This is a genomic window from Aureispira sp. CCB-E (assembly GCF_031326345.1).
GTDB lineage: Bacteria > Bacteroidota > Bacteroidia > Chitinophagales > Saprospiraceae > Aureispira.
The window spans coordinates 5,837,563-5,864,434 of the sequence record NZ_CP133671.1 but is presented as its reverse complement, the minus strand read 5'-3'; the positions used below and the strand labels follow the sequence as shown (position 1 = coordinate 5,864,434).

General features: G+C 35.2%; 24 protein-coding genes and 1 tRNA gene. 16 read left to right on the top strand and 9 right to left on the bottom strand.

The genetic code is table 11. The annotated features are described in order from the left end of the window. Positions 1-62: 62 nt before the first annotated feature. The 5 genes from QP953_RS22920 to QP953_RS22900 all read left to right on the top strand — a co-directional run bounded on the left by QP953_RS22920 (position 63) and on the right by QP953_RS22900 (position 5,249). Positions 63-1,133 (top strand): alkaline phosphatase D family protein, encoded by a 1,071-nt coding sequence (locus tag QP953_RS22920; protein ID WP_309553071.1) that lies wholly within the window; start codon positions 63-65, stop codon positions 1,131-1,133. A gap of 180 nt (positions 1,134-1,313) precedes the next feature. Beyond that, positions 1,314-1,384: transfer RNA gene (locus QP953_RS22915), tRNA-Met, on the top strand. A gap of 328 nt (positions 1,385-1,712) precedes the next feature. After that, positions 1,713-2,750 carry a GTP pyrophosphokinase family protein gene (locus QP953_RS22910; protein ID WP_052593846.1) on the top strand — a complete coding sequence of 346 codons (1,038 nt, stop codon included), beginning with the start codon at positions 1,713-1,715 and terminating at the stop codon, positions 2,748-2,750. 76 nt (positions 2,751-2,826) lie between these two features. Next, the gene (locus tag QP953_RS22905; RefSeq protein ID WP_309553070.1) at positions 2,827-4,209 is read left to right on the top strand and encodes a VOC family protein; all 1,383 of its coding nucleotides are present in this window, start codon (positions 2,827-2,829) and stop codon (positions 4,207-4,209) included. A 140-nt stretch (positions 4,210-4,349) separates the two neighbouring features. Continuing rightward, on the top strand, positions 4,350-5,249 hold the full coding sequence (locus QP953_RS22900) for an alpha/beta hydrolase (protein ID WP_052593849.1): 900 nt from the start codon (positions 4,350-4,352) through the stop codon (positions 5,247-5,249). A 112-nt stretch (positions 5,250-5,361) separates the two neighbouring features. Here the strand turns inward: QP953_RS22900 and QP953_RS22895 are convergent, their stop codons facing one another. Beyond that, a complete protein-coding gene (locus QP953_RS22895) occupies positions 5,362-6,078 on the bottom strand; it encodes an RluA family pseudouridine synthase (RefSeq protein WP_052593851.1) in 717 nt (238 codons plus the stop codon). Between the two features lie 682 nt (positions 6,079-6,760). Here QP953_RS22895 and QP953_RS22890 point away from each other — a divergent pair. Then, positions 6,761-8,059 carry an aminotransferase class V-fold PLP-dependent enzyme gene (locus QP953_RS22890; protein ID WP_052593853.1) on the top strand — a complete coding sequence of 433 codons (1,299 nt, stop codon included), beginning with the start codon at positions 6,761-6,763 and terminating at the stop codon, positions 8,057-8,059. Here QP953_RS22890 and QP953_RS22885 read toward each other — a convergent pair whose 3' ends face one another. Continuing rightward, on the bottom strand, positions 8,060-8,425 hold the full coding sequence (locus tag QP953_RS22885) for a hypothetical protein (RefSeq protein WP_309553069.1): 366 nt from the start codon (positions 8,423-8,425) through the stop codon (positions 8,060-8,062). It lies immediately after the preceding gene. A gap of 279 nt (positions 8,426-8,704) precedes the next feature. On the opposite strand from QP953_RS22885, the gene QP953_RS22880 reads away from it, so the two are divergent. Next, complete coding sequence (locus QP953_RS22880; RefSeq protein ID WP_309552816.1) at positions 8,705-9,706, top strand: transposase; 1,002 nt, start codon at positions 8,705-8,707, stop codon at positions 9,704-9,706. A gap of 114 nt (positions 9,707-9,820) precedes the next feature. On the opposite strand, the gene QP953_RS22875 is transcribed toward QP953_RS22880, so the two are convergent. Beyond that, complete coding sequence (locus tag QP953_RS22875; RefSeq protein WP_052593857.1) at positions 9,821-10,414, bottom strand: bifunctional nuclease family protein; 594 nt, start codon at positions 10,412-10,414, stop codon at positions 9,821-9,823. An 890-nt stretch (positions 10,415-11,304) separates the two neighbouring features. Here QP953_RS22875 and coaE point away from each other — a divergent pair. After that, positions 11,305-11,916 (top strand): dephospho-CoA kinase, encoded by a 612-nt coding sequence (coaE, locus tag QP953_RS22870; protein WP_052593859.1) that lies wholly within the window; start codon positions 11,305-11,307, stop codon positions 11,914-11,916. A 25-nt stretch (positions 11,917-11,941) separates the two neighbouring features. Here the strand turns inward: coaE and QP953_RS22865 are convergent, their stop codons facing one another. After that, entirely contained in the window at positions 11,942-13,012 is a 1,071-nt protein-coding gene (locus QP953_RS22865; RefSeq protein ID WP_052593861.1) for an FAD-binding oxidoreductase, read from the bottom strand. A gap of 392 nt (positions 13,013-13,404) precedes the next feature. Between QP953_RS22865 and QP953_RS22860 the strand changes: the two genes are divergently transcribed. Both QP953_RS22860 and QP953_RS22855 read left to right on the top strand, forming a co-directional pair. Further along, positions 13,405-14,970: a glycosyl hydrolase gene (locus QP953_RS22860; RefSeq protein ID WP_309553068.1), complete on the top strand. Its 1,566-nt coding sequence runs from the start codon at positions 13,405-13,407 to the stop codon at positions 14,968-14,970. Between the two features lie 54 nt (positions 14,971-15,024). Beyond that, entirely contained in the window at positions 15,025-16,071 is a 1,047-nt protein-coding gene (locus QP953_RS22855; RefSeq protein WP_309553067.1) for an aldehyde reductase, read from the top strand. Positions 16,072-16,476: 405 nt separating this feature from the next. On the opposite strand, the gene QP953_RS22850 is transcribed toward QP953_RS22855, so the two are convergent. Beyond that, complete coding sequence (locus QP953_RS22850; RefSeq protein ID WP_052600389.1) at positions 16,477-17,841, bottom strand: hypothetical protein; 1,365 nt, start codon at positions 17,839-17,841, stop codon at positions 16,477-16,479. A gap of 131 nt (positions 17,842-17,972) precedes the next feature. On the opposite strand from QP953_RS22850, the gene asnA reads away from it, so the two are divergent. Continuing rightward, a complete protein-coding gene (asnA, locus tag QP953_RS22845; RefSeq protein ID WP_309553066.1) occupies positions 17,973-19,007 on the top strand; it encodes an aspartate--ammonia ligase in 1,035 nt (344 codons plus the stop codon). Between the two features lie 96 nt (positions 19,008-19,103). On the opposite strand, the gene QP953_RS22840 is transcribed toward asnA, so the two are convergent. Then, on the bottom strand, positions 19,104-19,679 hold the full coding sequence (locus QP953_RS22840) for a hypothetical protein (protein WP_052593864.1): 576 nt from the start codon (positions 19,677-19,679) through the stop codon (positions 19,104-19,106). A gap of 260 nt (positions 19,680-19,939) precedes the next feature. Continuing rightward, positions 19,940-20,935 (bottom strand): hypothetical protein, encoded by a 996-nt coding sequence (locus tag QP953_RS22835; protein WP_309553065.1) that lies wholly within the window; start codon positions 20,933-20,935, stop codon positions 19,940-19,942. Positions 20,936-21,390: 455 nt separating this feature from the next. On the opposite strand from QP953_RS22835, the gene QP953_RS22830 reads away from it, so the two are divergent. The 4 genes from QP953_RS22830 to QP953_RS22815 all read left to right on the top strand — a co-directional run bounded on the left by QP953_RS22830 (position 21,391) and on the right by QP953_RS22815 (position 24,101). Further along, positions 21,391-21,837 (top strand): molybdenum cofactor biosynthesis protein MoaE, encoded by a 447-nt coding sequence (locus QP953_RS22830; RefSeq protein ID WP_052593868.1) that lies wholly within the window; start codon positions 21,391-21,393, stop codon positions 21,835-21,837. Positions 21,838-21,840: 3 nt separating this feature from the next. After that, on the top strand, positions 21,841-22,749 hold the full coding sequence (moaCB, locus tag QP953_RS22825) for a bifunctional molybdenum cofactor biosynthesis protein MoaC/MoaB (protein WP_309553064.1): 909 nt from the start codon (positions 21,841-21,843) through the stop codon (positions 22,747-22,749). A gap of 97 nt (positions 22,750-22,846) precedes the next feature. Then, positions 22,847-23,029 carry a hypothetical protein gene (locus QP953_RS22820; protein ID WP_052593873.1) on the top strand — a complete coding sequence of 61 codons (183 nt, stop codon included), beginning with the start codon at positions 22,847-22,849 and terminating at the stop codon, positions 23,027-23,029. 10 nt (positions 23,030-23,039) lie between these two features. Next, positions 23,040-24,101: a DUF5074 domain-containing protein gene (locus QP953_RS22815; protein ID WP_309553063.1), complete on the top strand. Its 1,062-nt coding sequence runs from the start codon at positions 23,040-23,042 to the stop codon at positions 24,099-24,101. A 74-nt stretch (positions 24,102-24,175) separates the two neighbouring features. Here QP953_RS22815 and QP953_RS22810 read toward each other — a convergent pair whose 3' ends face one another. Both QP953_RS22810 and QP953_RS22805 read right to left on the bottom strand, forming a co-directional pair. Further along, positions 24,176-25,099 (bottom strand): outer membrane beta-barrel protein, encoded by a 924-nt coding sequence (locus QP953_RS22810; protein WP_309553062.1) that lies wholly within the window; start codon positions 25,097-25,099, stop codon positions 24,176-24,178. A 117-nt stretch (positions 25,100-25,216) separates the two neighbouring features. Then, positions 25,217-26,149, bottom strand: a complete 933-nt coding sequence (locus QP953_RS22805; RefSeq protein WP_309553061.1) for an outer membrane beta-barrel protein — start codon at positions 26,147-26,149, stop codon at positions 25,217-25,219. Between the two features lie 220 nt (positions 26,150-26,369). On the opposite strand from QP953_RS22805, the gene QP953_RS22800 reads away from it, so the two are divergent. After that, the gene (locus tag QP953_RS22800) at positions 26,370-26,783 is read left to right on the top strand and encodes a hypothetical protein (protein ID WP_052593880.1); all 414 of its coding nucleotides are present in this window, start codon (positions 26,370-26,372) and stop codon (positions 26,781-26,783) included. Positions 26,784-26,872 lie beyond the last annotated feature (89 nt).

Sequence of the window (26,872 nt, the reverse complement as noted above, 5' to 3'; positions counted from 1 at the left end):
TATTTATGATGCCATTCGAGTGATGAAGAAAAGTTAGCTGCAAAGAAAAAACTAAAATAACTATGAAACGACCATTGGGTTACTTGATGACCATTGCTGTTATAATGAGTGCTTGTGCTGGGAAATGGGTGCCAGAAGGAGAGCAGTTGGTGAAACGATATCGGATCGCTTTTGGGTCTTGTGCAAAACAAACAAAAGAGCAGCCAATTTTGGATGCAATTGTAGACAATAAGCCTGATGTGTTTATCTATTTGGGTGATAATATTTATGGCGATACTCGAGATATGGATGTCTTGCAAAAAAAATATGATCAGTTGGCTGCCAAACCAGAGTTTCAACGCTTAAAACAGGCTACGGATATATTGGCGACTTGGGATGACCATGATTTTGGTGAAAACGATGCAGGGCGATATTATCCATTTAAAGAGGCTTCTAAAGAAATTTTCCTCAATTTTTGGGAAGAACCTAAGAATTCAGAGCGTTGGAAGCATAGGGGGATATACCATGCTGTTCGCCTAAAAGATGCGCCGATTGATATTCAAGTTATTTTATTGGATACTCGGACGTTTAGAGATAATTTGACAGCACGGATGAAAGAAAAAAATACTCCTTACAAAAATGATTATCAACCAACAATATCTCCTGATTCAACGTTTTTGGGAGCAGAGCAATGGGCTTGGTTAAAAACAAAATTAGAAGAAAAGGCGGATTTAAGAATCATTGCTTCTAGCAATCAGTTCTCACACGAATACAATGGTTGGGAGTCTTGGACGAATGTACCCCACGAACGCAAAAAAATGGTGCAGCTTATCCAAGAAACCAAAGCCAAGGGCGTGGTCTTTTTATCTGGAGATGTACACTGGGGAGAAATATCTAAATATGAGAATGCGCATACTTATCCAATCTATGATATTACATCAAGTGGATTAACACAGAGTTGGCATGACATAGAGCCCAACAAAAATCGAATTGGGTTTCCTATTCGAAAGAATAATTTTGGTTTGATCGAAATTGAAAAACAAACCAAAACTAAATTGATATTCAAACTGAAAAACAAGAAAAACTTAGTTGCAGTACAGTATAGTATTGATTTATCAGAATTAGATTTTACTTTCAAACATGACGGACTTTAATACAGCATTAAATAATTTATGTCGCATCCTTTATTCAATGCTGTATTAGTTTATCGTTAAAACCGTTGTTTAAACAACACAATAGTTCGTTGAAACCACAAAGTAGCAGTGCAGCTAACTAAAAGCAAAGCGCTCATGAAGTACCACGCAGTAGCAGCGCAGCTAACTACTAAACAACAAAGACTATTGGTGTAATGGAAACACGGCGGTCTCATAAATCGCAGCTATAGGTTCGAGTCCTGTGTAGTCTTTGTTTTATTATGGGAGTATTTTTGAACTTCTAGATGTAATTTGGGTTGTTATGATAATGTTTAATAGATCGAATCTTTTACTTCCTGATGGTTTGTTTGTGCTAATAGACTATTTAGATTATATTTGATGTGTAAAGAGATTTGAATTTTTCCCTTTTATACAACAGTTCACTGAAACTGTGCCAGTAGTAGTAAAATAGAGCTGTTTTGGGCATATAAATGACATGACCCAATTTAAAATATCCCAAAGGTTAGAGCTGTTTAGTGCCAAAATCGTTGCGTATAAGGGAGTAATAAACTACTACTTATTAAAACTCAATTATCATTTATGGAAAAATCCGAAATAAAGGAGCGATATTTTCAATTACAACCACTTTACGAACGATTAGGAGTCAATGCTACCCAAGCAATAGAAGGTTTTTTAAATGCTGAAGAAATTACTTATTTGAATGTTTCTTATAGAATAAAGGAGTTTAAGTCCTTCTTTGAAAAGATAGGTAGGAAGCAGTATCTCAACCCTTTTGATGAAACCGAAGATTTTTGTGGTATACGTATTATTTGCTATTACAACCAAGATATTCAAAAAATCAAACAAATCATTCGGGATGAATTTGAAATTATTCGCAACGAAGACAAATCAAGCATTCTAAAAGTGAGTGAATTTGGTTATCGCTCTACGCATTATATTGTCAAAATAAAAAAAGAGTGGTTAGGGGCACCAAACTATAGAGGTTTGGAAGATTTGAAGATTGAAATTCAAATTAGAACAATCTTGATGCATACTTGGGCGGAAATTGAACACAAGCTGAATTATAAAAAAGAAATTGAAATTCCTGATGAATTTGTACGAAAGCTATATTGGTTGTCTGCAAAATTTGAGGAGGCAGATTATCATTTTGAAATTCTAAAACAAGATATTGACACGTATCGAAAAAAGTTGCAAAAGGAAATTGAAGATGAGGGCGCTTTTCAACTAAATCAAAAAGTGAATATCGATAGTTTGAATGTATTTTTAAACCATTATTTTAAAAATCGAGAAGAGGAACCAAGTTACATCGATCATTTGTTGTTATATCACTTGCATAAGCTAGAGGTATCTTTTGAAGATATGAGAAATGCTATAGAAGAGTTGAAAGCTTGGACGGATTTAATAGCTGCTGATATTAAAGAGATTTATCTAAAAGATATTGGTGCCAAGCGAAGAAATATTCAAGGAGCAGAACTGATGCTGTGCTTGTTGGATGTTTATATTCCAAATTTTATGGAGCAACGATTTAAAAAGAAAGAGTTGGTTCCTTCGAGAGTGGCTATTATTAAAAAATGGCAACACAAGTTAGAGCAAAAAAATGGCTCTATTTTAAATTAATCGGAAGTATTTACCTCACTTATTAGGCTGATATTTGAATAACTAATTTATCCTTTTACTTAACTATTGACCATACATGAAATACGTTCATACCAATATTATCAGTAAAGATTGGAAAGCTTTGGCTGGATTTTACATTCAAGTTTTTAACTGTAAACTGCTATTGCCGCAGCGAGATTTGTCTGGTGAATGGCTGTCCAAGGCGACTGGTGTTCCTAATGCTCACATCAAAGGAGCTCATTTAAGACTGCCTGGCTATGGTAAAAATGGACCAACGCTAGAAATTTTTGAATACGACAAAATGGAAGCAGCAGCAGAGTCTATGCCGAATCGAAAAGGCTTTGGTCATTTAGCTTTTGAGGTGGATGATGTGCATGAAGTAGTGGAAAAAGTACTAGAATTGGGAGGTAAAAAATATGGAAGAATTGCGACAAAATCTATCCCTGATTTGGGAACCTTGACTTTTGTCTATGTTCAAGATCCAGAAGGAAATATAATTGAAATACAAAATTGGGGAACAACACTCCCAGTTAAAGAGGTACCTAAAACTTCTGAAGAACCGGTTCAGTTGCCGATGGACAAAGATGCTGTATTGACAGTAGAAGGAAAGGAAGAAGATCGAGAAGTATCTCCTAAGACAACATTAAACGAGCCATTGTCTGACAATTTAGAGACACCTATTTCTAAAAGGGCATTATTAGATGAGTTGCAACGTGATTTAGATGCTTCTAAATATGATTTAGAGGAAACAAAGCAGGAAGTAAAGGATTCTAAGGAAGATGCCAAATATCAGGAACGAAAAGTGAAATCGGGACTAAAATATGACCCTGATTCAGAATTGGTAATTCCGAAGAGTAAAAAAGAGTTGTTGTCAGAGTTAAAAGATGAAATGCAACTTAATCCTAAAAAAGAGCTTGTCTTACCTAAAACTAAATTACCACTAGAAGAGGATACGACCAATTCTAAAGAGGTTAAAAAACAGGTTAAAAAAATAGAATTGCCTCCAATTCCAGCTGATTTGAGGGTGGAGTACAAAAAAGATAGAGTAGTGACTGTATTGGATTTAGAGCATTTGAATCTAAGTATGACTTCTGATCAATTGGCACAAAATCTTTGGTCGTTTTCTAATTTAAATCCCTCCGATAATGAAGAAAAAACTTTTTTAGAATGTTTGGGGGAAACTTATAGGGCAGACTTAGTACCACTCAAAAAGCAGTACAAAGCGGAAGACAACAATGAAGAAAATGAAAAAGCATGGGCATTAACACCGAGGCTTAGGGATAGTTTGAAGCATTTTTTAGGGCAATGCGAGGAACATAAAAATGCCTTAGAAGATTTGAAGTTAGAACAAATTAACTCAAGCCCCAAAGCATGGGTGGAAACCTATCAAAATTTATTGTTATTAACATTAGCCGTAGAAGAAAAGGGGGGCACAGAATTGCGCTTGGGATATTTATGAAAAAATAATGGATAAAAGTTTTTATAAAATGCTATCCAGTGAATGCGATTTACTGCGTGAGCACTTTGCTTTTAGTTAGTTGCGCTGCTACTGCGTGGTTTCAACGGAGTATTAGATTATTGTACATTAAAAATAAGATCATGCCTAGCCTTTCGTATTATATTGTTACGACTGTTTTAAGAATCAAGGGACTAAAGAAAATTTTTGCACAAGACCCTATTCCGTATGAAAAACTCCGAAAAGAAGATATTCATATACCCAGTAAACGTGTGTTAAAAGGAAACGCTAGTACTCAATTTAAGGTTTTGAATACTTTGGTAACAAGCCTTGTTCCTAAAAAATACAACAATGATCAATTTTTGCTGTTGTATTGCCCAGGAGGAGCCTTTGTAAGTGGACCTAATCTGCTAAGTTGGGACAGCTTGGCGAAATTGGTGCGAAATACAGGAATCAATGCTTGGATGCTAGATTACCCCAAAGCACCCGAGGCTAAAATTCTAGAAACAACTCAAAATATAGATGCTGTTTATGCCAAAGCTTTGGAACAATATGATGCTTCTAGAATTATCTTGATAGGAGATTCAGCAGGTGGCAATCTTATTCTAACGCTAACACAGCGATTGATAGCCAAGCAGCAACCTTTGCCAAGGCGATTGATTGCCATTAGCCCTGCTTTTGATGGTAGTATGACCAATCCTGAGATTGATCGTGTTGATCCTTATGATTGTATGTTAAGTAAGAAAGGTGTGTTGTCGGCAAAAAGAATGTGTCAAGGAAATTTAGACATTAAAGATCCGATGCTATCACCACTTTATGGAAGTTTCAAAAATTTTCCGCCCGTTGATTTATTTATGGGAGAATACGATGTTTTGTATCCCGATCAAAAATTAGGTAGAGCAAAAATGGAACAAGAAGGTGTTGATTTGAACGTTACAATAGGGAAAAAAATGCCGCATATATGGCCTTTGTTGCCAGTGATGAAGGAAGGAGTCAACGCATTGAAAAAAATTGAAAAGATCATTCTTCAACAAATAAAATAATACCCGTTGTCTATGTTTTATAACTTGTATTGTTTGATTAGTGTGAATCAAGAATGGAACTGAGTTCACATTGCTAGTGAACTCAGTTCTATTCGAAAATATCTAATTATTGTTATAATTCATCTACAATATGGGCATACATTTGCCATACCTGATCTTTTTCGGGGAGGGGAGCTGTAATGACAATAGGCTCTTTTTTTACAGGATGGACAAAGGACAATTTGTTGGAATGAAGGTGAATGACTCCTGGATCTGTATTAAATTTAGAAGCACCATATTTTTTATCCCCACGAATGTTGCAACCTATTCTAGCCAGTTGCACTCGAATTTGATGCGAACGTCCTGTAATCGGCAAAATTTTTAATAAGTGATGATCTGCTAGCCCACCCAAATATTGATACGATAACTCAGAGCGTTTAGCACTCTTGTATTTTTGTTTGTTGTACGCATTCGTAACATTTCTTTCCGTATCCTTTGATAGATAATGTACCAACGTATCTTCTAGTTCCAAAGGACGGTGTTCTACTACCGCAACGTATTCTTTTTGAACCTGTCTATCTTGAAATAGTTTGTTCATTCTAGAAAGTGCTTTGCTTGTACGAGCATAGACGACCACACCACTAACAGGGCGATCTAAACGGTGGATAACTCCTAGAAAAACGTCACCAGGTTTATTGTATCGGCGTTTGATGTAGTCTTTGACAAATTCCGTTAGAGGTAAATCACCTGTTTCATCTCCTTGCACCAACCAACCTGCTGGCTTATTGATCGCAATAAGATGATTGTCTTCATAAATAACTTGGATGTTATGTTTTCTGAAAATATTCATAAGAAAATTGTAGTCAATATTGTAATGTATTGCAATAACCCTTGCAATTTTAAAGTGAATTTTAAGTGCTAGAATATTATATAGCCTAAAGTACGCTATTTATTATGACACATATTTATAATAAAACTGTATTTAATTTTCAGTTTTTCAACAAATAATGAGAAAAGCACCTTATCTTAAGTCAGTAGTAGTACAAAAAGAAATATTTAGTAGAACCATCGTATGATTATAGATTATTTGTCTTATAAGACAATATAAAACCCATTATAGAACATTGAGTTTAACTACTTGATTTAGTTAAAGTATAAAAAATCATATTGGTACTATTTGTTATTTATTGAAATAAAGCTACTTTGCTACTTACTAAAGCTTAAAATCAGCACAAATTTAGCAATAAATTTAAAGAATATGATATAAGCTACTCGGCATTTGTAAGAAGAAAAGAATTTATAGTTCGATTTATTAATGTTGCGAGACTTTTTGCAGAGCTTGCCTCATTCGGGAGCAAGCATCAAGTTACAAAATGTTATAGTAGCCTATTGTTTGCTATTTTTAGTTTGATGATAAAACTTGTTTTGTAAACAATTTTGAAGAAACTAACCCAATGTGTCAAATAGGATTATTGAGCAGATTGTAGAAGGTATTGTTGCTTATTTATTTTTTGACCCCAAACCATCTAACCATGAACAATAGACGGACTTTTTTTAAACAAATGATTGGAGCAAGTGCTTTCGGTTCTTTTTCTATGCTTAGTGAAACAATTGCCGCAGAAGAATTGACCGAAACAATTGACGAGTTAACAAGCCTTCCTATAGAAGCAGCTATTCAAGGAGAAGATTTATGGAAACGAGTACAAATGGCTTATGCTGTATCTAAGAGTTACTTAAATCTTAATAACGGTGGCGTAGCTCCTCAACCTACGATTGTCCTGAATGATCAAAAAAAATATTTGGAACAAATCAATCAAATGCCTTCGCATTATTTGGCGCGTGAACTACCCAAAAATCGGTTTATTTTGCGAGAAAAGTTAGCCCAACTAGGAGGTTGCTTGCCCGAAGAAATTGCACTGATGCAGAATACAACAGAAGCCATGAATACGGTGATGTTGGGAATAGATTGGAAAGCTGGAGACGAAGTTATTGTATCTAAACAGGATTATTCTACTGTTAAATTAGGATGGGAACAATTGTCTAAGCGATATGGCATAAAATTAATTTGGGTCAATTTGCCAACTCCCATAGAGGATGACAAGGCTATTTTAGATATTTATTTGTCAAAAATAACAACCAAAACACGATTTATCAATTTAACGCAAGTCATTAATTGGACTGGACAAATTATTCCCGTTGCAGTGCTTGCTCAAATATGTCTGCATGCTCGTAGTAAAGGAATTTTTACCTTGGTTGATGGTGCTCACTCCCTTGCTCATCTTGATTTTAAGATAAGCGACTTGAAGTGCGATGCCTTTGCTAGTTCACTCCACAAGTGGTTGTCGGCTCCAATTGGGACAGGAATGCTCTACATTAGAAAGGATAAAATAGCTTCCGTATGGCCAATGTATCCGCATGACTTCAGTCAAACTTCGGTGATTGAGAAATTTGAACATAAAGGAACCATTTCTTTGGCTAGAGAAGAAGCAACGCACATTGCTATTCAGTTTCACCACCAGATTGGTATTAAACTAAAAGAAGCTAGATTGAGATATTTAAAAAATTATTGGGCAAAAGAACTACAACGTAGTAAAGAGGTGTTGTTTTATACTTCTTTTCAAGATAAATATGCTGGTGGGATTGCTTTGTTTGGAACGCCTAGTAAGAATATTGATTTAATTTCTGCAAAATTGGAACGAAAATATAGAATACACCATACTCGAACTAGCTTGGAAGGAGTAGAGGGGATACGAATTTCGCCTAATGTATATACTTCTACTAGCGACTTAGATCGTTTTTTAGAAGTGATCACAGGCTTGCTTAAAGAATGATTAAAAAAGAAGGAGAAGTCCCAAAAGAAAGGGAAAGAGGCTGATGATAGTTCCTAAAATCAATAGTGTATTTCGAATAGAAGTATTGAGTTTACCGTTAAAATAGTAAAAAATCAAAATTTCAATAACCCAACCTGCTAGGTAGGCTACATTCGCAAATAAGCCATAGGGTAGTGCAGCATACCACAAAATTTCAGTCCATTTAATGGAGGGGTGTTGAGATAAAATAGCAAAACTGCTTAACAAACCACTCAACCCAACAATTATATTGTAGGGAATGCGTCGAATTTCCCACCACCGAACCATTTCTAAAATTCGTTGATCTTGTTGAATTCCAGAGTTGTCTAGTAAGTCATCATTTTCCATTGTTATAGGAAGTAAGTAAGCGGTCAAAAATAATCCTATATTTTGTTATTATTTTTTTTGAAACCCTACATAAAAAGAAAAGAAGAAGTTTTTTGAAAATTAGGTAGAGAAAAGAAAAAGACAGGTCATATTTGTAATGCGAATATCAAACAAAACCTGTCAATATGAAAAAAAACGATTTTTTCACAAGTCAAAGATAGTTTAAAAAGTCTATATCAGCAAGAGCCATCGGGGCATGCACTAAGCCGTTTGAACACTTTGTGTGGCTTAGTGACAGGAATGATTAAACGAAAAAGTAGCCATTTGCCAGATATAGGTAGTGGTTTACCTCAAGATATAGATGCCGCAAGTCGAGTTGTTCATGCCAAACGATTTCTGTCAAATAAGTGGACAGATTACAAGGTACATTATCTTCCCTTTCTAATTGCATTTTTACGTTTTGCTTTATCCAAAAAGAATAATAATCAAGACATTAGTTTAGTAATAGATGGGAGTCAAATGGGAAGTAAACATGTCGCTCTTGTTGTCAGTCTAGCTTGGAAAAAACGTAGTATTCCTATTTGTTGGGTAATCAGAAAAGGGCGTAAAGGACATTTCCCCCAACAAATGCATTTAGACATTATTCAACAAGCAGCCGAAATCTTAAAACCGATTCTTTTTACTCAAACTAAAGTGACTTTATTAGGAGATGGAGAGTTTGATGGAGCATCTATACAGCAATTATGTCGCCTAAAGTTAGGCTGGAAATATGCTGTAAGAACAGCCAAGAATACAATTTTACATGAGCAAGGAGACTGTTTTAAACCTCGATTTACAAAAGTACCAGATGGAGAAACATTTTTGTTTATCCCATCTGTTGAGTTTTCTAAAGAGAAAATTCAAGATGTAAATTTTCTGCATTGGCATGATCCTAAATATGATGAGCCAATATTTTTGATTAGTAATCTAGATGACCCCTTTGAAATTATAAGGCAATATGAACTGCGTTTTTCAATTGAAACCATGTTCAAAGATTTCAAATCAAGAGGATTTAATATGCATAAAACAAGATTAAAGGAAGCTTATGACATATTTAATCTGTTGATTGTTGGTGCATTAGCTTTTTGTTTTATTATGGGATTTGGTGCTTTACATCAAAACAGTCCAGTAAAAAAGAAAGTTCAAGAAAAACAAAATCAACAGTTTTCAATTTTTACATTGGGCTTAAAATTAGTTCATTATTTTATTGAAAGGGAAATCCCTTTCGTCTTTTCTCTCATATTTTCAAAGAACTCGTCTTAGTTTTTTCTAAGTTTTTATGTAGGGTTTCAAATTATTTTTTTGAACGATTACTTAAGTAAAATAAAAAACCACTCTAACAGGAGTGGCTATTCATAGAACTACAAGGAAAAGAAACTAAGAAGTTTCTCTTTTGTTGAGCTCATCTCTAATTTTGGCTGCTTTTTCGTAATCTTCTGATTCCAAAGCACTTTGTAGGATGGCATTTAGTTCTTCAACACTTTGTTCTGCCAATGTTTTTTCTCTAGGTTGGCGGTCAGAACGTCTATTTTTAGCACGTTGTACTTCTTTTTCTGTTTCTTCTTCTAAAATGATTCCTGCCTGTTCCAAAATAAACTCAAAGGTGTAAATGGGGCAACCAAATCGTACCGCCAAAGCCAATGCATCGGACGTTCGAGAATCAATTTCGGTTTGTTTCCCATCTTGTAGACAGATCAAGTTGGCATAAAAAATACCATCAATTAGATTGTTGATGACAATTTCTTTAATTTCAATATTAAAATTTGTCAAGGTGTTTTTGAACAAATCATGTGTCATTGGGCGACTAGGAGCCATACCTTCCATTGCAACAGCAATTGCTTGAGCCTCAAATTCACCAATAACAATAGGTAACCTTCTGACACCATCTTGTTCACCTAAAACAATAGCGTAATTTTGCGTTTGTGCTAAACTATGAGAAAGAGCAACTATTTCCAGTTCTATTTTTTTCATTAAAAATTATTCTTTGGAGCTATGAATGGAATTGTAGATGAAGTTTTGGAACAACTAGTGCAATCCATTTCTTTAGTCTTAATAAAGCCAAGTCCAATTTACTTGTGCTTTATTGAGTGTTTTTATAAAAATCTATTTGTTGTTTTATCAAGCAAGTAACTGCTTTGGGATAAAAAAAAGCATGAAAATGTTGAAAAACAGATGCTTACTTTGTTGTCCTAACAAGAAAAGCGCTTGTTTTGTTATTTTCAGGTGCAAAAAATACGGCTTTTTTTCCTAAGAAAAAATTATTAGGACTAATAATGATTCTTACAAATGAATTTGTAGCTAGATAAGGTTCGCTTTCTTATTAGAATGGAAGAGAAAAATAAGTAATCGTTCAAAAAAAATAACAAGTACCACGCAGTAGCAGCGTAGCTAAAACAGCCTTCTTTTTGCGCTACTCTTCATCAGAAAAACTTGTCTTAGCTCGCTAAGCCTTCCTTTTTCTTCTTGGATTAGCAAAAAAATAATCCCATTTTTTGTTCTTATTTTTTCTGACCTCTTACTAAAAAAAAATCGCATCTTTTAGGACACGATTTAACTTTGATTGTCTTGTTTTATTTGTTCGGGATAATTCAAGACTATTGTTACATGGAGTTTCAAGGGAATTAGTTTCCACTTGTGTTTGGTGTTTAGGTTTTTAGGTAAGGCAACCAAAATTGCCTTGTCATCTTGTATTTATCTTATGTGTTTGGTTTGTTATTTATTAATGCAGGAAATATAAAAGTGTTACCATTTTAAGATAAAAATTAGCACTTAATTTCTATTTTTATACAATACTAAAAAAAAAGCTATTTTGAATAATTTGATTACCAGGCTTATAGGGTTAGAGTCGTAAAAAAATAAAAATGTTAAAAGTAGGTATTACAGGCGGTATTGGTAGTGGGAAATCAACAGTTTGTAGGCTGTTTGAAAAATTTGGGATTCCAGTTTATTATGCAGATGATCGAGCAAAATGGCTGATGAATTACCAAGAAGAGGTAAAAAATAAATTAATGGAGCATTTTGGGGCAGATGTTTACCAGAGCGATGGACTCTTAAACAGAGCGCACTTGGCAGGAATTGTATTTAAAGATGCTAGCCAACTAAAAGTGCTGAATAGTATTGTGCATCCTGCTGTTTTTAAAGATGGTCAACAATGGCAGCGTGAGCAGGAATCGTTAGGTGTTGCCTATACTTTGAAAGAGGCTGCTTTATTATTTGAGACAGGATCTTATGCTGATCTAGATAAAATTATAGTCGTCACAGCGCCAGAAGATTTGAGGATAAAACGAGTAATGGAGCGGGATAATAGCACCGAGGAAGAAGTACGAGCTAGAATGAATCAACAAATGCCTCAAGCCGAAAAAGAAAAAAAAGCCGATTACATTATTAAGAATATAGCGTGGGAAACATTGAATGTGCAAGTCTCTGAGTTGCATGAAAAATTATTGTATTATGCCAAAAGACCCAAACAATAACTAAGTGGCTAAAAAGCATTCTAATTTAAGGTTGTGCCTCCTCGTAATACCGATAGTATCGCGCTATATCTACTTCTGCATCTAAGCTTTTTTCGCCTTCTAAATAAGCTACAAACTCTGCCGCAAAAAGAGGGCTTAGATACGAACCTTTGGCTCCCATGCCATTAAATAAATAAAGTGCTTTGAAATGTGGATGCTGCCCAATAAACGGACGGCGATCTCTTACCGTTGGACGGACTGCTGCGATGTGTTCTACCACTTCAAATGGAAGTTTTAAGATACGTTCTAGGCGTTCTATCAGGCTTTTTTTCGCTTTGGGGAGTGGAGAAATGGTTTTGTAATCTCGGTTATAAGTGCTACCAATCCAGTACAAATCTTCTTTTAAATGAATGATAAATACACCGTGTTTGACCAATTTATTAGGCGCAGGATAGTTAGGGATTTTAACCAGTAGGATATCCCCTTTGGCAGGGGCAAAGGGGAGATAATTGAAGTAAGGATTTTGAATGGCTTGAAATCCTTCTGCAAAAATAATACGCTTGGCCACCATATCTTTGTAAGATACCTGATTTTGTTCAATAACCAAGGATGCGTAATCAAACTGTTCTTCTAAGTAAGACTGCTCTTTTTGTAGTAAAGTTTGATAGGCTAAGACTAAGTCTTTGAGGCGCACCCGACCTGCTTGTTGAAACTCTACACCATTTTGAATATCGGTTAGAAAGTTTTTGTAGAAATCTAAACGAAACCCATTGGTGACATAATCAGCAATATCAGGATTGCTAGAACGAACCAACCAATCGTTTTCTGTTTTTATCGAATTAAAGAGCATGGCTACTTGCTTTAGCTCCAAGATAGGAATATCAAGTTGTTGCTCCAATGCTCGGTAGGTTGTTATGGCAAAAGGGATAAGGTCGTCAATACGCCAACTCTTAACAAAATTGCGCCCAGTAATCGGATTGATTAGCCCTGCAGCAACCATTGAGGCAGCTTGATGATGCTTATGGTCTATCACCAATATTTTCTTTCCTTGTTTTAATAAAAAATGAGCTACTAAAGTGCCTGCGATGCCTTGCCCTACGATGATATAATCGTACATTCGTCTAAAATTATGCTATACTACAGATATATATTTTACTTTTGGTACTCCACACAAAGAGTATATACAAAGTCTTGCACAAATATAGAACGCTTTTGTAAAAGAATGGGTTGAATAAGGGGATTATTCACTAATTTGATTGCTTAAAAATCATGAGTAAACCATCTTTTAGGGGCAAGTTCTAATCTTAATTTATAAAAATTGATAGAACTGAATTGGTTTTGCTAAGCTTTGAAATACCTGATAATAGTCTTTGCTGAATAATGGCGTAAGTGGTCAAAAATTATAATAAAAACGCCTTTTATTTAGCCCTAATCAAAGTGCAAAAAAGAATAGGGTGAATCTATAGTTTTGAGAGACAATTGCTTATTATTATAAAATATATTCTAATTATGAAATACACATTTGTAGCCTTTTTATTACTCTTATCTACGATTGTTCTGCAAGCTCAGAAAAATCCGCATAAAAATATAGTCATAGGTACTTCTTATGAGCCCAACGAACCAACAATAGCTTTGCACCCCAAAGACCCTAATATTTTGTTGGGTGGTTCTAACATTTTTAATTTATACCGTTCTGAAGATGGCGGCAAAACATGGGAGGAAAAAACGTTGCGTTCTACCTATGGAGTTTGGGGAGATCCTGTTATTATTCCAGATACAGCAGGCAATTTTTACTTCTTTCATTTATCTAATCCCGAAGAAGGAAATTGGATAGACCGAATTGTTTGCCAAAAAACCAGTGATAATGGAAAGAGTTGGACAAATGGCTCTTATATGGGGCTAAATGGAGCCAAAGCACAAGATAAGCATTGGGCCATTGTCGATCCTAAAACAAATTATATTTACGTTACTTGGACGCAGTTTGATAAGTACGGAAGTACGAGTTCCAAAGATAAAAGTTCGATTATGTTTTCTATGTCCAAAGATGAGGCAAAGACTTGGACTAAAGCAAAAAAAATTAATGAAATAGATGGAGATTGTTTGGACGATGACAATACGACAGAGGGAGCGGTGCCTACGATAGGTCCAAATGGAGAGCTGTATGTGGCTTGGGCAGGTCCCAAGGGGTTGGTGTTTGACCGATCGTTGGACGGAGGCGAGACGTGGTTAGATAAGGATATCGCCATTGATCCAATGCCAGGAGGATGGACTTATAAAATACCTGGGATTTATCGTTGTAATGGTTTGCCTGTTACTACTTGTGATATTAGTGGAGGAGCTTATAACGGAACCATTTATGTTAACTGGACGGATCAAAGAAATGGTACGGACGATACGGATGTCTGGTTGTCTAGTTCTACTGACAAAGGCGACACATGGTCTAAGCCTGTTCGTGTCAATAACGATGCTCCTGGAAAACATCAATTCTTAACATGGATGACGGTAGATCAGACCAATGGATATTTGTACTTTGTGTTTTACGATCGAAGAGATTTTGATGACGAACGAACAAATGTTTACATGGCTCGTTCCACAGATGGAGGAAAAACATTTGTGAACTTCAAAGTCAACGACAAGCCTTTTTATCCCAACCAAGGAATTTTCTTTGGGGATTATAATAATATTGTTGCTAGGGGAGACGTGGTTCGACCTATTTGGACACGCTTGGATGAAACCCGATTGAGCATCAAAACAGCATTAATTGATGTTGAGGCTATTCCTTCCAATGCTACTGCACCAATGGTTGCTCAAACGAATCACGAGGATGTTGTGCCACCAAATCCTAATATTTTATATGTATCGTTTAAAATTCCTAAGAAAACAAAACTTAGCTTGTTTGTATATAATGAAAAAGGGAAAAAATTAAAACGACTTTTTAAATGCAAAACATTTGAATTTGGTAAACATATTGAAGCGTTTGAAATTCCAAGTTTAAAATTGGAAAAGGGCACTTATTCTTATCAACTAAAAGAGGGAAAAACTGTTATAAAAGAAAGAACCTTTGAAGTGCAGTAACTTAAATCGCTTTAGAAGGTTCTATCTCAAAATAGTTATAAAAATATATACAAAATGATTGATAAAGAAAGACCTGTACTAGTAACTGGAGGTAGTGGATACATTGCTTCTTGGGTGGTTAAACAGTTGTTAGAACAAGGCTATAAAGTAAACGCTACTGTTCGAAACAAATCTAAAATTGCCAAAGTTGACCATTTGCTGAAGTTGCAAAAACAGTTTCCTGGAAAGTTAGAATTATACGAAGCAGACTTACTTAAAGAAGGCTCATTTGCTGAGGCGATGAAGGATTGTGCTTTGGTTATACACATGGCTTCTCCATTTAAGGTGAATGTAAAAGATCCTCAAAAGGAGTTGGTAGATCCAGCTTTAAAAGGTACTCGAAATATTTTGCAGACCGTTAATAATACGTCAACTGTTAAGCGTGTTGTATTGACTTCTAGTGTTGTTGCTATTTATGGAGATGCTTCAGATATTGAACAAACTGAAAATGGTGTTTTTACAGAAGCATACTGGAATACAACTAGTTCTCTAAAACATCAGCCTTACAGTTATTCTAAAACTCTGGCGGAAAAAGAAGCTTGGAAATTTGAAGGGGAACAACAACGTTGGGATTTGGTGGTCATCAATCCTTCTTTTGTAATGGGACCATCGTTGAGCGATAGGACAGATGGTGAAAGTACCGACTTTATGATCCAGTTACTTTCGGGAACGTTTAAATCGGGAGCCCCTTATTTGGCGTTTGGTTTTGTTGATGTTCGAGATGTTGCAGCTGCTCATATTTTGGCAGGAACCAAAGAAAGTGCTTCTGGTCGCCATATTACCTGTGCGACAACAAAGACAATGTTAGATGCAGCAACTATTTTACGCCGAGAGTTTGGGGATAAATATAAATTGCCATCGAGACAATTGCCCAAGTTCTTAATGTATTTGGTTGGTCCTTTTGTCGGGTTTTCTTGGAAATTTGTTCGAAATAATGTTGGGATACCGATGAAGTTCGACAATAGCTATAGCAAAAAAGATTTGGGATTGGTGTATAGAGATTTGTCAGAAACATTTAAAGATCAAGTGGAGCAATTGGTGAAAAGTGGTCATGTGAACTAGTTTTTTTGCTTCAAATTTTGCCAAAAAATAAAAAAATGAGTGCAAGACTATTGCTTTTTTCAAAATGTTTATTTAAACTTGTATAACAACTATCGAACAAAACAATAAAATATCTACATGAGAATAATTAATAATAACACTTTTAATAATAATAACTTCTACTTTTCAATTAAGAATAGTGAGAGCTAAAAGTGTGTATTATAAATCAATATATCTAAAGAGCTTGAACTGATTCAAGCTCTTTTTTTTTGCCTTATTGAAACCACATTCTAATGAACCAAACCATACAATTTAAGACAATGTTACCAGTATTTTTTTGCTCTAATAATAACAATAATAATTATTTAACTAACAGATTTCATTCGAGCTGACTGGTATTCGTATATCTATAAAATAATACATGAGTCATCCCGAATTTTCTAAAGCACATTGACAAAATAAAAATGTTAAGATAAAATGGATGGCTTTTCTAAGTCTGTAAATCGGCATCGAAGTCTTTCGGTGCCGATTTCCTGTTCTAGGACACCAAATATTAATGATAGTAGTCATAGTTGCTCTAAAGTTCCTCAACATCCGAAACAAAAAATCCATTACCAAAGTAACTAACATCAACATTTTAAGACGATTTTCAAAGAACCAAAGCCTAGGAGACTCCATACCCAACTCTGATTTTCCATATCTAAAAACCTGTTCAATATCCCATCGTTTCATATAAGAATAGAACATTTCCCATGCTTTGCCACAAGTGTCAATTACTTCATTGGTTAGCAAGTACATAGGAGAAGTGCCTTTGCGTTTATCACGAACAATAACGAGGTATAAATCTGTTTGGGGAAACCATGGATGAGCTACTTTTCGGTAGAGTATTTTGACGCTTCTCGTTTCTTTCCGAATATTATCCCATATTAGGCGATGATCCTTAGCTTTTTGTCCCAGAGAAAGACGATAGGTATTTTTCTTCACTCCATTTTCATCAATCAAATTATTAAGCTTTTTCCAACGAACTAGAAACTTTGCTTTAAAGTTGAGCATACGTTCTACAAAAACACCATTGGCATAACCTCTATCAAAGACATGAAGCACATCCGCTTGTGTAGATGCTACACGTTTATTTAGAGCATTAAACATCCGATAAAATATCTCCGAACTTTCCTCTTTATGTTTACCTCTTGTGGCAAACCAACGCATTTTAGATATTTGAGGAACTTCCTTCGCATGCAAGGAGGTTAAAACTGCACCCGACCACTCAAATCCAGGAACACAAATACGTTTATGCTTATCATAATAACCTGGTTTTATTCGTGTTAACCGTTGACTCTTCTTACTGTGTACTGGGCTTAGCCCTTCACTAAACCAACTTTCGGGCTTTTCTAGTACACTATCATCCCAGAGCATCAACCAACTTTTTCCTAATTCTTGCTTATCTTCCAATCTAGCAACAAACTCTTCTTCTAAATGTTGATCTATTATTTGGTAATCCCATTTCTTACTGCGAAATAAATTACTCACACGTTTTACTCCTGCTTTAGCTTTTTTAGGACCAAGAACTAAGGCGCCTAACTCGGTCAATAGCAAGGCATCTGAACGATTTCTTGACATTAAAACTGCTATAAATACATTATAAAATGTACGCACCAAACGTTTATCTAAATCTTCATCTAGTTTTAAGAGTAATTTAGACAAGTATTGATGTGAGCGATGTAAAATTGTCCATCCTGCTCCATTCTCTTTATTGATATTTTCTGTATCTTGTAGTTTATTATAATACATAGGAATCTCTAATTTTTTGTGGTAATTAAATCTAGTAGATTCCTATCTTTTTTCCAAAAAAAAAGTCATCGCCGAAAAATTCGGGATGACTCATGTTTTTTGCTTCAAATTTTAATAAAACATCAATTATCATGAAAACAGAAACAAAAGTTCTAAAAAAAGTAAGCTTAGGAAAATTGGAAACAGAAAAAGCAGTAGAATTTGTAAAAAGCACATTTTTGACTGCTTTATCAGATGCATTAGATTTGACAAAAGTATCAGCACCTGCTGTTGTTTTGACAGGAACGGGAATTAACGATGATTTGAATGGCATAGAACGACCAGTGCGTTTTCCAATCAAAGATTGGGCTGAAAAAAGAGCTGAAGTGGTACATTCTTTGGCAAAATGGAAGCGATTGCGATTAAAAGAATATGAAATTCCTGTTGGAAAAGGAATCGTGACCGATATGAGAGCATTGCGCCCAGACGAGGTGTTGTCTCCTCTGCATTCCATTTATGTCGATCAATTTGATTGGGAAAAATGCATTCATACGAAGGATCGAACGCTAGAAGTTTTAAAGGCAACGGTTCAGCGGATTTACCAAGCATTGAAACTAACGGAATTAAGAGTTTCTGAAACTTATGATCATTTGACTCCTTTTTTGCCTGAACAAATTACCTTTTTACACAGCGAAGATTTGTTGGCTAAATACCCTAGCTTGAATGCCAAGGAACGGGAGGATGCTGCTGCAAGAGAATATGGTGCTTTCTTTTTAATTGGGATAGGTGGTGTTTTGCAAGATGGAAAAAAACACGATGGAAGAGCCCCCGATTATGACGATTGGTCTACGACAACAAGCGAAGGTAAGAAGGGGTTGAATGGTGATATTGTTGTTTGGAACCCTATCTTAAAACGTTCTTTTGAGTTGTCATCAATGGGCATTAGAGTAGACGAAACAGCTTTGATGCGGCAATTAGAATTAGAAGAAAGCTTGGATCGAAGGGATTATTACTATCATCAACTTTTACTAAAAGGCACGTTACCCCAAAGCATAGGAGGAGGAATTGGACAATCTAGATTGGCAATGTTACTGCTTCAAAAACAGCATATTGGTGAAGTGCAAGTTAGTATTTGGACGGATGAAATTCATACGGCTGCGAATGTTAGAGGGATTCAGTTGTTGTAAAAGCCAAAGATTAATTTAACGTTGATTTATGGACAAAAAAAGGCGGTCTATCCATGTGGATAGACCGCCTTTTTTAGCTATGATAAACAAATGCGCTTATTCTGCCGCATTAACTTTTACAGTTCTATTTAATTCTTTACCTGTATCATCTTTTAGACGGAATGTATAGGTTCCGTTATCTAAAGATTTAACATTTAGAGCTTTGTAGTTATTTCCTTCTGTGATGTCAAATTGATTGTTTGCAACCATTGCATAACCTTCTTCGTCGTACATCTCAATTTTCAAACTTTTAGCATCTTCTGTTTCGATACCAAATATAAACATACCATTTTCTACAGGTTCATCAGACATTGTAAAGTTAACATCTAGCAACTGAGCTTCTTTTTCTGCTCCCATTAGAGTAGAATTGATGTTCATAATGTGTTGAGCATCGGCATCTTCTGAGTTCATGGCTTGAGCAGTAGCAACGATATCACTAGTTTCTAGCTTAATCATTTGTCCTTCAAAGTTGACTTCCAATACTTTAGATTCAGCTTTGCCTGCTCTGGTAAGCGTAGCACTTTCGCTGTCTAATTCAGTTGGTTGCATAGTTGGTTGATTGTTGTTGCTACAAGATGCAGCAAATAATATAGTTAATAAACCTACAAAAAAGATATTGGTGTAATTTTTCATTTTATTACAATTTTTACGGTTCTGTAATTTTTGATTTGTCTTAAACAAGTTTTCTATTGACGAAAAGACAGTTGTTAATGTAAGTAAAAACAAAAGTATTACCTCAAAAGTTTCTTTTTTTCTTTTTTTTTTGCTGAAAACTTAATTGTTAAATTAGGTATATTTATTATAATGCAATAATATATTTGATAGCTAACAAGAACTTATTGCATCTTATGATATGTTATTCGGTCGTAGGAATCAAAGTCCTCTGTTTACGGTCAATTTTCAGTCCTCCATCCTTTATAAAATAAATTCTTGCTAGTTCTTATGCTACAGTCGTGTACATCACAGTACGCTTTTCCTGCACTCAGTCGCATTTGTTCTACAGATTTTAGCATTGCCCAGTCGTCTATAATGGCACTAATAATAAACGCTCCAGGGTGCAAGGTGCTTTTGGCTCGTACAATTGGATAAGCTTGTGCTTGGCGTGCTTCTGTCTCGAAATACTCATTGGCAAAACAAGCAATGGCTACCATGTCTTTTTGACTATTGGTGGTATTATAAAAAGTGGTTGGAGTTCCTTCAGGAAAGTCTAACAACCCATTGTGACCATTAAAAACAACTAAATCTGCACCACCATGAATGCTAATGGTATGATCGGGCAAAGCGATTGTGGAAGTATAATTATTGGACATTGCTCTAAAAAAATCATTTAGTGTTGCCAACATTTTATCTCCACGATAAGCATCCGCTACCAAATAAACAACTGCTTTATTGGGGTAAGTTCTTTTAAAAACAACACGTTCCAAAACGGTGGAATCATGATAAATGTTTTTAGTACTTTGCAATAACGTCCATGTTTTTTTCTCTTTGAAATACCGCTTCATGCCAGTGCTAGTTGCCCAGTATAAATTGGAACGCAGGCTAAATCCATTGCCCAATGAGGCTGTAGTCGGAACGATACCTTGATGTTCATTGTCGCAAAGAGGAACAAATACATGAACAACTAAAGGGATGTTTTGACTTATCTTTTTGTTTAAGTTTTGTTCAATTTTTGTTCTAGTAAATGTAGAAAAATCTTCTAATCTAGGAGGAGTCTCCTTTTTTGACAAACTAGTGTCTATCGTTTTTGTTGGAATACTATCGTTGATAAGACTATCTTTGCTCTGATGGTGGCTTGAAGAGACTTCCTCTGTTTTATTGGAAGAGCTACAAGAAGCAGTATGAATCAGCCCTAAGAATATTAATAGTAACCCGTAGAATTGTGGCATCATAAGAAAGCGTTTATGGACATAACGAAATTATACTGAAAAAGATACATCTTTTAGGTTTTAAACGTACAGTGCTTGTAGAGATGGTAGAATTGATGTTGAATAACCTTTATTGATGAATTCAATTTAAAAATAAAGAAAAACGAGTAGAATATACGTTCTTTGTACGAACAGACGAATAGGAAGCATTTTCGTAGAAATTTGTGAAATGCCTACTAAAAATCACATTTACACAGCCTACTATTTCTAAACAACTTCTTAGTAATAGTAGTTCGTTGATTTTTTACTTTTTTACCAAAAAGATAAAAAAGCACATTTATATTAGTTTGATAATCAAAATTTTAACACAAAACACAACAAAGATACAACTTGCTGATTATCAAACTAATAAAGTTTTTCAACGAACTATTGAGTAAAGCAGGTGTAAATAAATAGACTAAAACAGAAAATAACATATTATGAGTCGATTAAAGTTGCCTAAAAAAGTATTTATGCAAGGAGGCATACCAGCTGCTTTTATAGGTCAATCTATTGCCAAACACCAAACTAAAACAGATATTGGTGCACACAATATATTTTTGGGACAAGTACGAGCAGATGTAATTGAGGGCAAAGAAGTCCAAGCTATAGAGTATAGTGCTTATGAAGAAATGGCAGAGCAAAAAATGCACGAAATCAGAGAACATACATTCGAGCAATTTGAAATTACTTGTATGCACATTCATCATAGCTTGGGAGCCGTAGCAGCAGGCGAAATATGTTTGTTCGTTTTTGTATCTTCACCCCACCGAGCTGTGTGCTATGAAGCTTCTCGATATATCGTAGAAGCAATAAAAGCAGAAGTTCCAATTTTTGGAAAAGAAATTTTTAAGGATCAAAGTCATCAATGGAAAGTAAATAAATAGAGTATGGTTGATATAACACACAAATCCAATACATTGCGTATGGCTGTAGCACATGCTATTGTAACCGTCAGCCAGCAAGCTACAATTGATGCTATTGTAAATAAAACAGTTCCCAAAGGAGATGTTTTTGAAATGGCAAAGGTAGCTGGTCTCTTTGGTGTAAAAAAAACGTCTGATTTGATTCCAGATTGTCATCCTTTGCCGATTGAGTATACCAATATCAGTTATGAAATTGAAGGTCTACAATTATTGATTACAGTAGAGGTAAAAACAATTTATAAAACAGGTGTAGAAGTAGAAGCAATGCATGGGGCATCTTTAGTTGCCTTGACGATGTATGATATGTTAAAACCCATTGATAAAGGAATTGAAATTAATACAATCAAACTCTTGAAGAAAAGGGGAGGGAAATCAGATTACAAAGAAAAACACCCCAATGGTTTAACTGCTGGTGTTGTTGTTTGCTCCGATTCAATCTCCGCAGGTACTAAGAAAGATAGAGCGGGTAAAGCCATCATACACAAATTAGAGGATTGTGGTGTTGAGGTTGTTGCCTATGAGATTATTCCTGATGAAGTAGACGAAATTCAGCGCCAAGTAGCTCTGTTGCACGAGCAAGGCAAGGATTTAATTATTTTTACTGGAGGTACAGGACTATCTCCTAGAGACGTAACCCCAGAAGCTGTTTTGCCTTTGTTGGATCGAGAAATTCCAGGGATTATGGAAGCTGCCAGAAGTTATGGGCAAGATCGAACGCCTTATGCGATGTTGTCTAGGTCTATTGCTGGAACCAAAGGAAATACATTAATATTGACATTACCAGGATCTACAAAAGGAGCAAGCGAATCTATGGATGCCTTATTCCCTGCTTTGTTGCACATCTTTGGAATTATGAAAGGAAAGCAACATTGATGGATTGGTCAATAACTACTTGGAAAAACATTTTGTAGGATATTAATTTTTGAGAATTCAATAGACTGATAATTGAATACAAAATAAATGAAATCATATGCTTTGGAATTATATCATTTTAATTTTATGTATTCTGCTCATTTATCGTTGGTGGCAGATGAAACGCTCTATTCGCAAAGGTGATTATGATTATAGTTACTATGAAGAAGGTCCTTATGGTGAACGCAAAAGAACAACCAGTTGGCTAGATAAATTAAAAGAATTATTCAGAATCAAATAATAAAATCAATATGAGACGTTTATGGTATGGTTTGATGGGATGTATGCTTTTTCTTTCGGCATGTACAGAAGAAAAGCCACCAAGTAGTTCTGGAACTTATTCGGAGGGAGTATTTACAATTAATGAAGGGGTATTCGGGCAAACTTCGGGCACTATAAGTTATTACAATCGAACGAATGGAACGGTACAGCAAAAAATCTTCAAACAAGTAAATGGTCGTGATTTGGGAGATGTGGTACAGTCAATGAGTTTTTATGAAGATAGGGCTTATATTGTTGTTAATAATTCAAATAAAATAGAGGTAGCTGATGCCAATACATTTGAAGAAAAAGCTCAAATTATAGGCTTGCGGTTGCCTCGATACTGTTTGGCAATATCTACGAATAAGGCGTATGTAACAGAGTGGGGGGATGATGGATTGACTGGAACAATTGCTATTTTGGATTTAAATACACACACCGTTATCAACCGAATTGCAGTAGGTGTAGGACCTGAGCAACTTTTGTTTAAGGATGCCAAACTCTACATTACTCATGTCGGTGGCTATGGAACCAATAATATTGTAACAGTACTTAATACTGTTACAGACCAAATTGAAACAACTATCTCTGTTTTTGACAAACCTAGTGCTTGTGTGGAAGATGTAGATGGTTTTATTTGGGTGGCTTGTGCTGGAAAAGTAGCTTATTTGACTTATCCAACAATAGATACTGCCAATAGTACAGCAAGTGGTTTGATTAGGATTAATCCAACAAACAACGCCATTACTAAAACAATTTCGTTTGGAAAAGGCAAGCCAATTGGTAATTTAATCATCAATACGGCGAACAAGGGAGAGCTTTATTATAGCAGAACAAGCCAAGTTTGGAAATATCACATTGGGACAGATGTAGAAGAAAGTCTATTTAATGGAAGTTTTTATGGTTTAGGGTTTGATCCTGTTACCAACTATATTTATGCAGCAACTTCTGTTGGTGTTAATGCAGCAGAAGCACGACGTTATGATACCAATGGAATGTTAATAGACGCTTATACGGTAGGTGTTTTTGCTAATGGATTTGTATTTAAGTAGTGCATTCCTTGTTTAAGGCAAAAAAAAATGCGCTATACCGTTGGAGTATAGCGCATTTTTTTGAATAAAAAAGTTTAATCAACGGGAATAGTATAAATAAAGCCAATTGTAAATCCACCCATTACATTAAATGGTGCATCTCTATGAGTTGCGCCCTTTCTATCTTCACTAATATAGTTAGGATACATAGCGTCAAAAGGTGTTCTATCACTTAGAGCTTTTAATCCATCAGAAATACCATCAGCAGAAAGTAGGTTTTCAGCAAAAACTTCATCAGAAATATTATTACTATAACTAGAAGCACCAACACCTTCTGGATTTGTTAGAGATGTTTCAAGGTGTAAGGTAAGAATCATTTTTAAGTTATCAATCAATTTTATTTGACCTCCAATATCTACACTTAAGCCAATCACAACTTTGTTATAAATATCATCTGTTTGATTTGTTTTTGTAGAGGTTTTTTCGTCAGAAGAAGGAGCCCACAAAGCAGTTTGCCCCATTAAATCAAGTCCTTTTTCACTATCATATCTAGAAAAACCTTCTAAACGCTCATCTTTATATTTACCACCTGTCATGAAATCAAAATGAGGACCAAAACGGAAGAAAAAGCCACCAGCTTGGTCAGGAGATGAGCCAACTTCTAGTAATAAAGGAATGCGAATATAACCTAGGTTCTTAGTAAATGTTTTTTTATAATTGGGGTCCGCTGTGCTAGTGCCATTAAAGAATTGACGATCATGAACATATTTAGATTGGTGATTGTTAAACATAAGCCCAGTAGACAAACTAAATGTCTCACTAAATCCATAGCCCACGGTTAGTCCCATATTCCATCCAAAAGCTCCGCTTAAATTCAAATCTTCACCTCTATCAAAATCCTCATTTTGCAAAGATAGAGAAGCTCCAGGAGTAAATTGAAGTCCTATTTTTACTCCTTTTTGAGCAAAAATATTGCTAGACAAAAATAAGGCTAAAGCCAAAAAAGTTAAGTTTTTCATATTGTTATGATTTTGTTAATAGCTTGATTAAACTACTCAAAGTTAGTAAGAATTTTGAGGAATCAAATTATAGTTTTGCTTTTTTTTATCCCTTAACAGAATTGCTTTTAAAGCGATTTATTCAGGACTATAGGTATAAATAATACCGATTTGAAAACCAGCCATAACATTCCATGTAGGACTCCTAAAAGTAGCATTTTTGTCTGCTTCATCTGTATAATTGGGAAAAACAGCATCGAAAGGAGTTTCCTCTAGGGTACTTTTGTTGGCATCTACTGTTGCCTGGCTAGGACTGGTAATTGGATTAGCGGTGACCAAGTAATCTCCGCGATTTAAGTTGTGGGCAAAACTAGCAGCGCCCTCTCCTTCGGGATTAGATGAGCCTTCAACATGAAGCAATAACGTCATTTTTAAGTAGTCGTTAATTCGAATTTGAGCACCAACTTCGGCAGTGATTCCAGGTACAAAATCTCGATAAATTTTCTCTTGCCTCCCCAGACTAATAATGCCATTTGTGGCTTCATTTTTTTGGTACAATGTAATTTTTTGACGCAAATCAATACCACCTTTGTCATACTGACTAAAACCATTGAGTCGTTCGTCTTTGTAGATAGCAGTTGTCAAAAAATCAAAATGAGGACCTAAACGAGCAAAAAAGCCAGCTGCACGATTTGGGTCAGTACTAATTTCTAGAAGCAAAGGGACGCGAACATAGTTGGCTTGGCGAGTTATTGGGGCGCCCAAATTAGGATCTTTCAACTTATTAGTAGGCAATGTTGCTCGATTGTGTACAAACGAAGCAGTATGTTGTTGATAGCCTACTCCTGTTGAAACGCTAAAAATTTCTGTGATACCATACCCTATTAAAAAACCAGTATTGTAGGCAAAGGCAGTTTGTAAATCTAAACTAGAACCTTTGTCCATATCCTCGTTGTTTAGTGCCATAGAAAGACCAGGGGTAAAATGTAGGCCAAGCTTTAGCCCTTCTTGGGCATAACTAAGTGTATAGGTACAGAAGAAGATACTTATTAATAAAAATAGGTTTTGCATGTTGTATAAGTCTTTTAATACGAATTTACTAAGGGGGGACCAAAAGTGTATTAAGGGCAGCGCAAGGTAATAAGTTTTATCCTTTAAACCAACTAATCAATGGAACTACCAAATACTCAAACAAGCAAATAAATGTGAAACGCTTTGTTTATTTTGGCGTATATTGTGAGTAAGAAGTGTTGATATAGTGGTTTTTTATAGTAGTTAGCCAATCGTCAATATGAAAAAAAATGGACTCCTTTATTATTTTATTTTAATATTCCTCGGCAGCTTTATTCTGTTATGTTCGGCTCAAGAAGAAGAAAAGAAGCTGTGGGGCAAAATTCATGCACCTAGCGCAGCATACCAAATTATGCTCTATCAAAAAGATAGAATAATGCATCAAGCTCCTGAGATTTTAGTATATTTTCAAAAGAAAAACAGCAAAACAGCCCATCCCATTGGAAATATTTTATTGCCTGAAGATAATCGAAATCACCTTACATACGAGTATTATTGGTCTGCTCAAGAGCAGTTGACTTTAATTGTTAATTGTGATAAATGTATGATAGAGCAGCGAACGTATTCTATTCATATTCATAAAAATCAAGCAATTTTAACTCAAGTGATAGACAATGCGAAACGAAGTGCTTAAGCAGATTCAGTTTTATGGTATTGCTTTTTGTTAGAAGGAGGTGTTGTTGATTGTCATTGTAACTTATTTGGCGTTTGTAAACATTACAA

Excerpts from the sequence above, each read along its gene's own strand:
- QP953_RS22920 (WP_309553071.1), top strand. The coding sequence starts at position 63 with ATGAAACGACCATTGGGTTACTTGATGACCATTGCTGTTATAATGAGT.
- QP953_RS22910 (WP_052593846.1), top strand. The coding sequence starts at position 1,713 with ATGGAAAAATCCGAAATAAAGGAGCGATATTTTCAATTACAACCACTT.
- QP953_RS22905 (WP_309553070.1), top strand. The coding sequence starts at position 2,827 with ATGAAATACGTTCATACCAATATTATCAGTAAAGATTGGAAAGCTTTG.
- QP953_RS22900 (WP_052593849.1), top strand. The coding sequence starts at position 4,350 with ATGCCTAGCCTTTCGTATTATATTGTTACGACTGTTTTAAGAATCAAG.
- QP953_RS22895 (WP_052593851.1), bottom strand. The coding sequence starts at position 6,078 with ATGAATATTTTCAGAAAACATAACATCCAAGTTATTTATGAAGACAAT.
- QP953_RS22890 (WP_052593853.1), top strand. The coding sequence starts at position 6,761 with ATGAACAATAGACGGACTTTTTTTAAACAAATGATTGGAGCAAGTGCT.
- QP953_RS22885 (WP_309553069.1), bottom strand. The coding sequence starts at position 8,425 with ATGGAAAATGATGACTTACTAGACAACTCTGGAATTCAACAAGATCAA.
- QP953_RS22880 (WP_309552816.1), top strand. The coding sequence starts at position 8,705 with ATGATTAAACGAAAAAGTAGCCATTTGCCAGATATAGGTAGTGGTTTA.
- QP953_RS22875 (WP_052593857.1), bottom strand. The coding sequence starts at position 10,414 with ATGAAAAAAATAGAACTGGAAATAGTTGCTCTTTCTCATAGTTTAGCA.
- coaE (WP_052593859.1), top strand. The coding sequence starts at position 11,305 with ATGTTAAAAGTAGGTATTACAGGCGGTATTGGTAGTGGGAAATCAACA.
- QP953_RS22865 (WP_052593861.1), bottom strand. The coding sequence starts at position 13,012 with ATGTACGATTATATCATCGTAGGGCAAGGCATCGCAGGCACTTTAGTA.
- QP953_RS22860 (WP_309553068.1), top strand. The coding sequence starts at position 13,405 with ATGAAATACACATTTGTAGCCTTTTTATTACTCTTATCTACGATTGTT.
- QP953_RS22855 (WP_309553067.1), top strand. The coding sequence starts at position 15,025 with ATGATTGATAAAGAAAGACCTGTACTAGTAACTGGAGGTAGTGGATAC.
- QP953_RS22850 (WP_052600389.1), bottom strand. The coding sequence starts at position 17,841 with ATGTATTATAATAAACTACAAGATACAGAAAATATCAATAAAGAGAAT.
- asnA (WP_309553066.1), top strand. The coding sequence starts at position 17,973 with ATGAAAACAGAAACAAAAGTTCTAAAAAAAGTAAGCTTAGGAAAATTG.
- QP953_RS22840 (WP_052593864.1), bottom strand. The coding sequence starts at position 19,679 with ATGAAAAATTACACCAATATCTTTTTTGTAGGTTTATTAACTATATTA.
- QP953_RS22835 (WP_309553065.1), bottom strand. The coding sequence starts at position 20,935 with ATGATGCCACAATTCTACGGGTTACTATTAATATTCTTAGGGCTGATT.
- QP953_RS22830 (WP_052593868.1), top strand. The coding sequence starts at position 21,391 with ATGAGTCGATTAAAGTTGCCTAAAAAAGTATTTATGCAAGGAGGCATA.
- moaCB (WP_309553064.1), top strand. The coding sequence starts at position 21,841 with ATGGTTGATATAACACACAAATCCAATACATTGCGTATGGCTGTAGCA.
- QP953_RS22820 (WP_052593873.1), top strand. The coding sequence starts at position 22,847 with ATGCTTTGGAATTATATCATTTTAATTTTATGTATTCTGCTCATTTAT.
- QP953_RS22815 (WP_309553063.1), top strand. The coding sequence starts at position 23,040 with ATGAGACGTTTATGGTATGGTTTGATGGGATGTATGCTTTTTCTTTCG.
- QP953_RS22810 (WP_309553062.1), bottom strand. The coding sequence starts at position 25,099 with ATGAAAAACTTAACTTTTTTGGCTTTAGCCTTATTTTTGTCTAGCAAT.
- QP953_RS22805 (WP_309553061.1), bottom strand. The coding sequence starts at position 26,149 with ATGCAAAACCTATTTTTATTAATAAGTATCTTCTTCTGTACCTATACA.
- QP953_RS22800 (WP_052593880.1), top strand. The coding sequence starts at position 26,370 with ATGAAAAAAAATGGACTCCTTTATTATTTTATTTTAATATTCCTCGGC.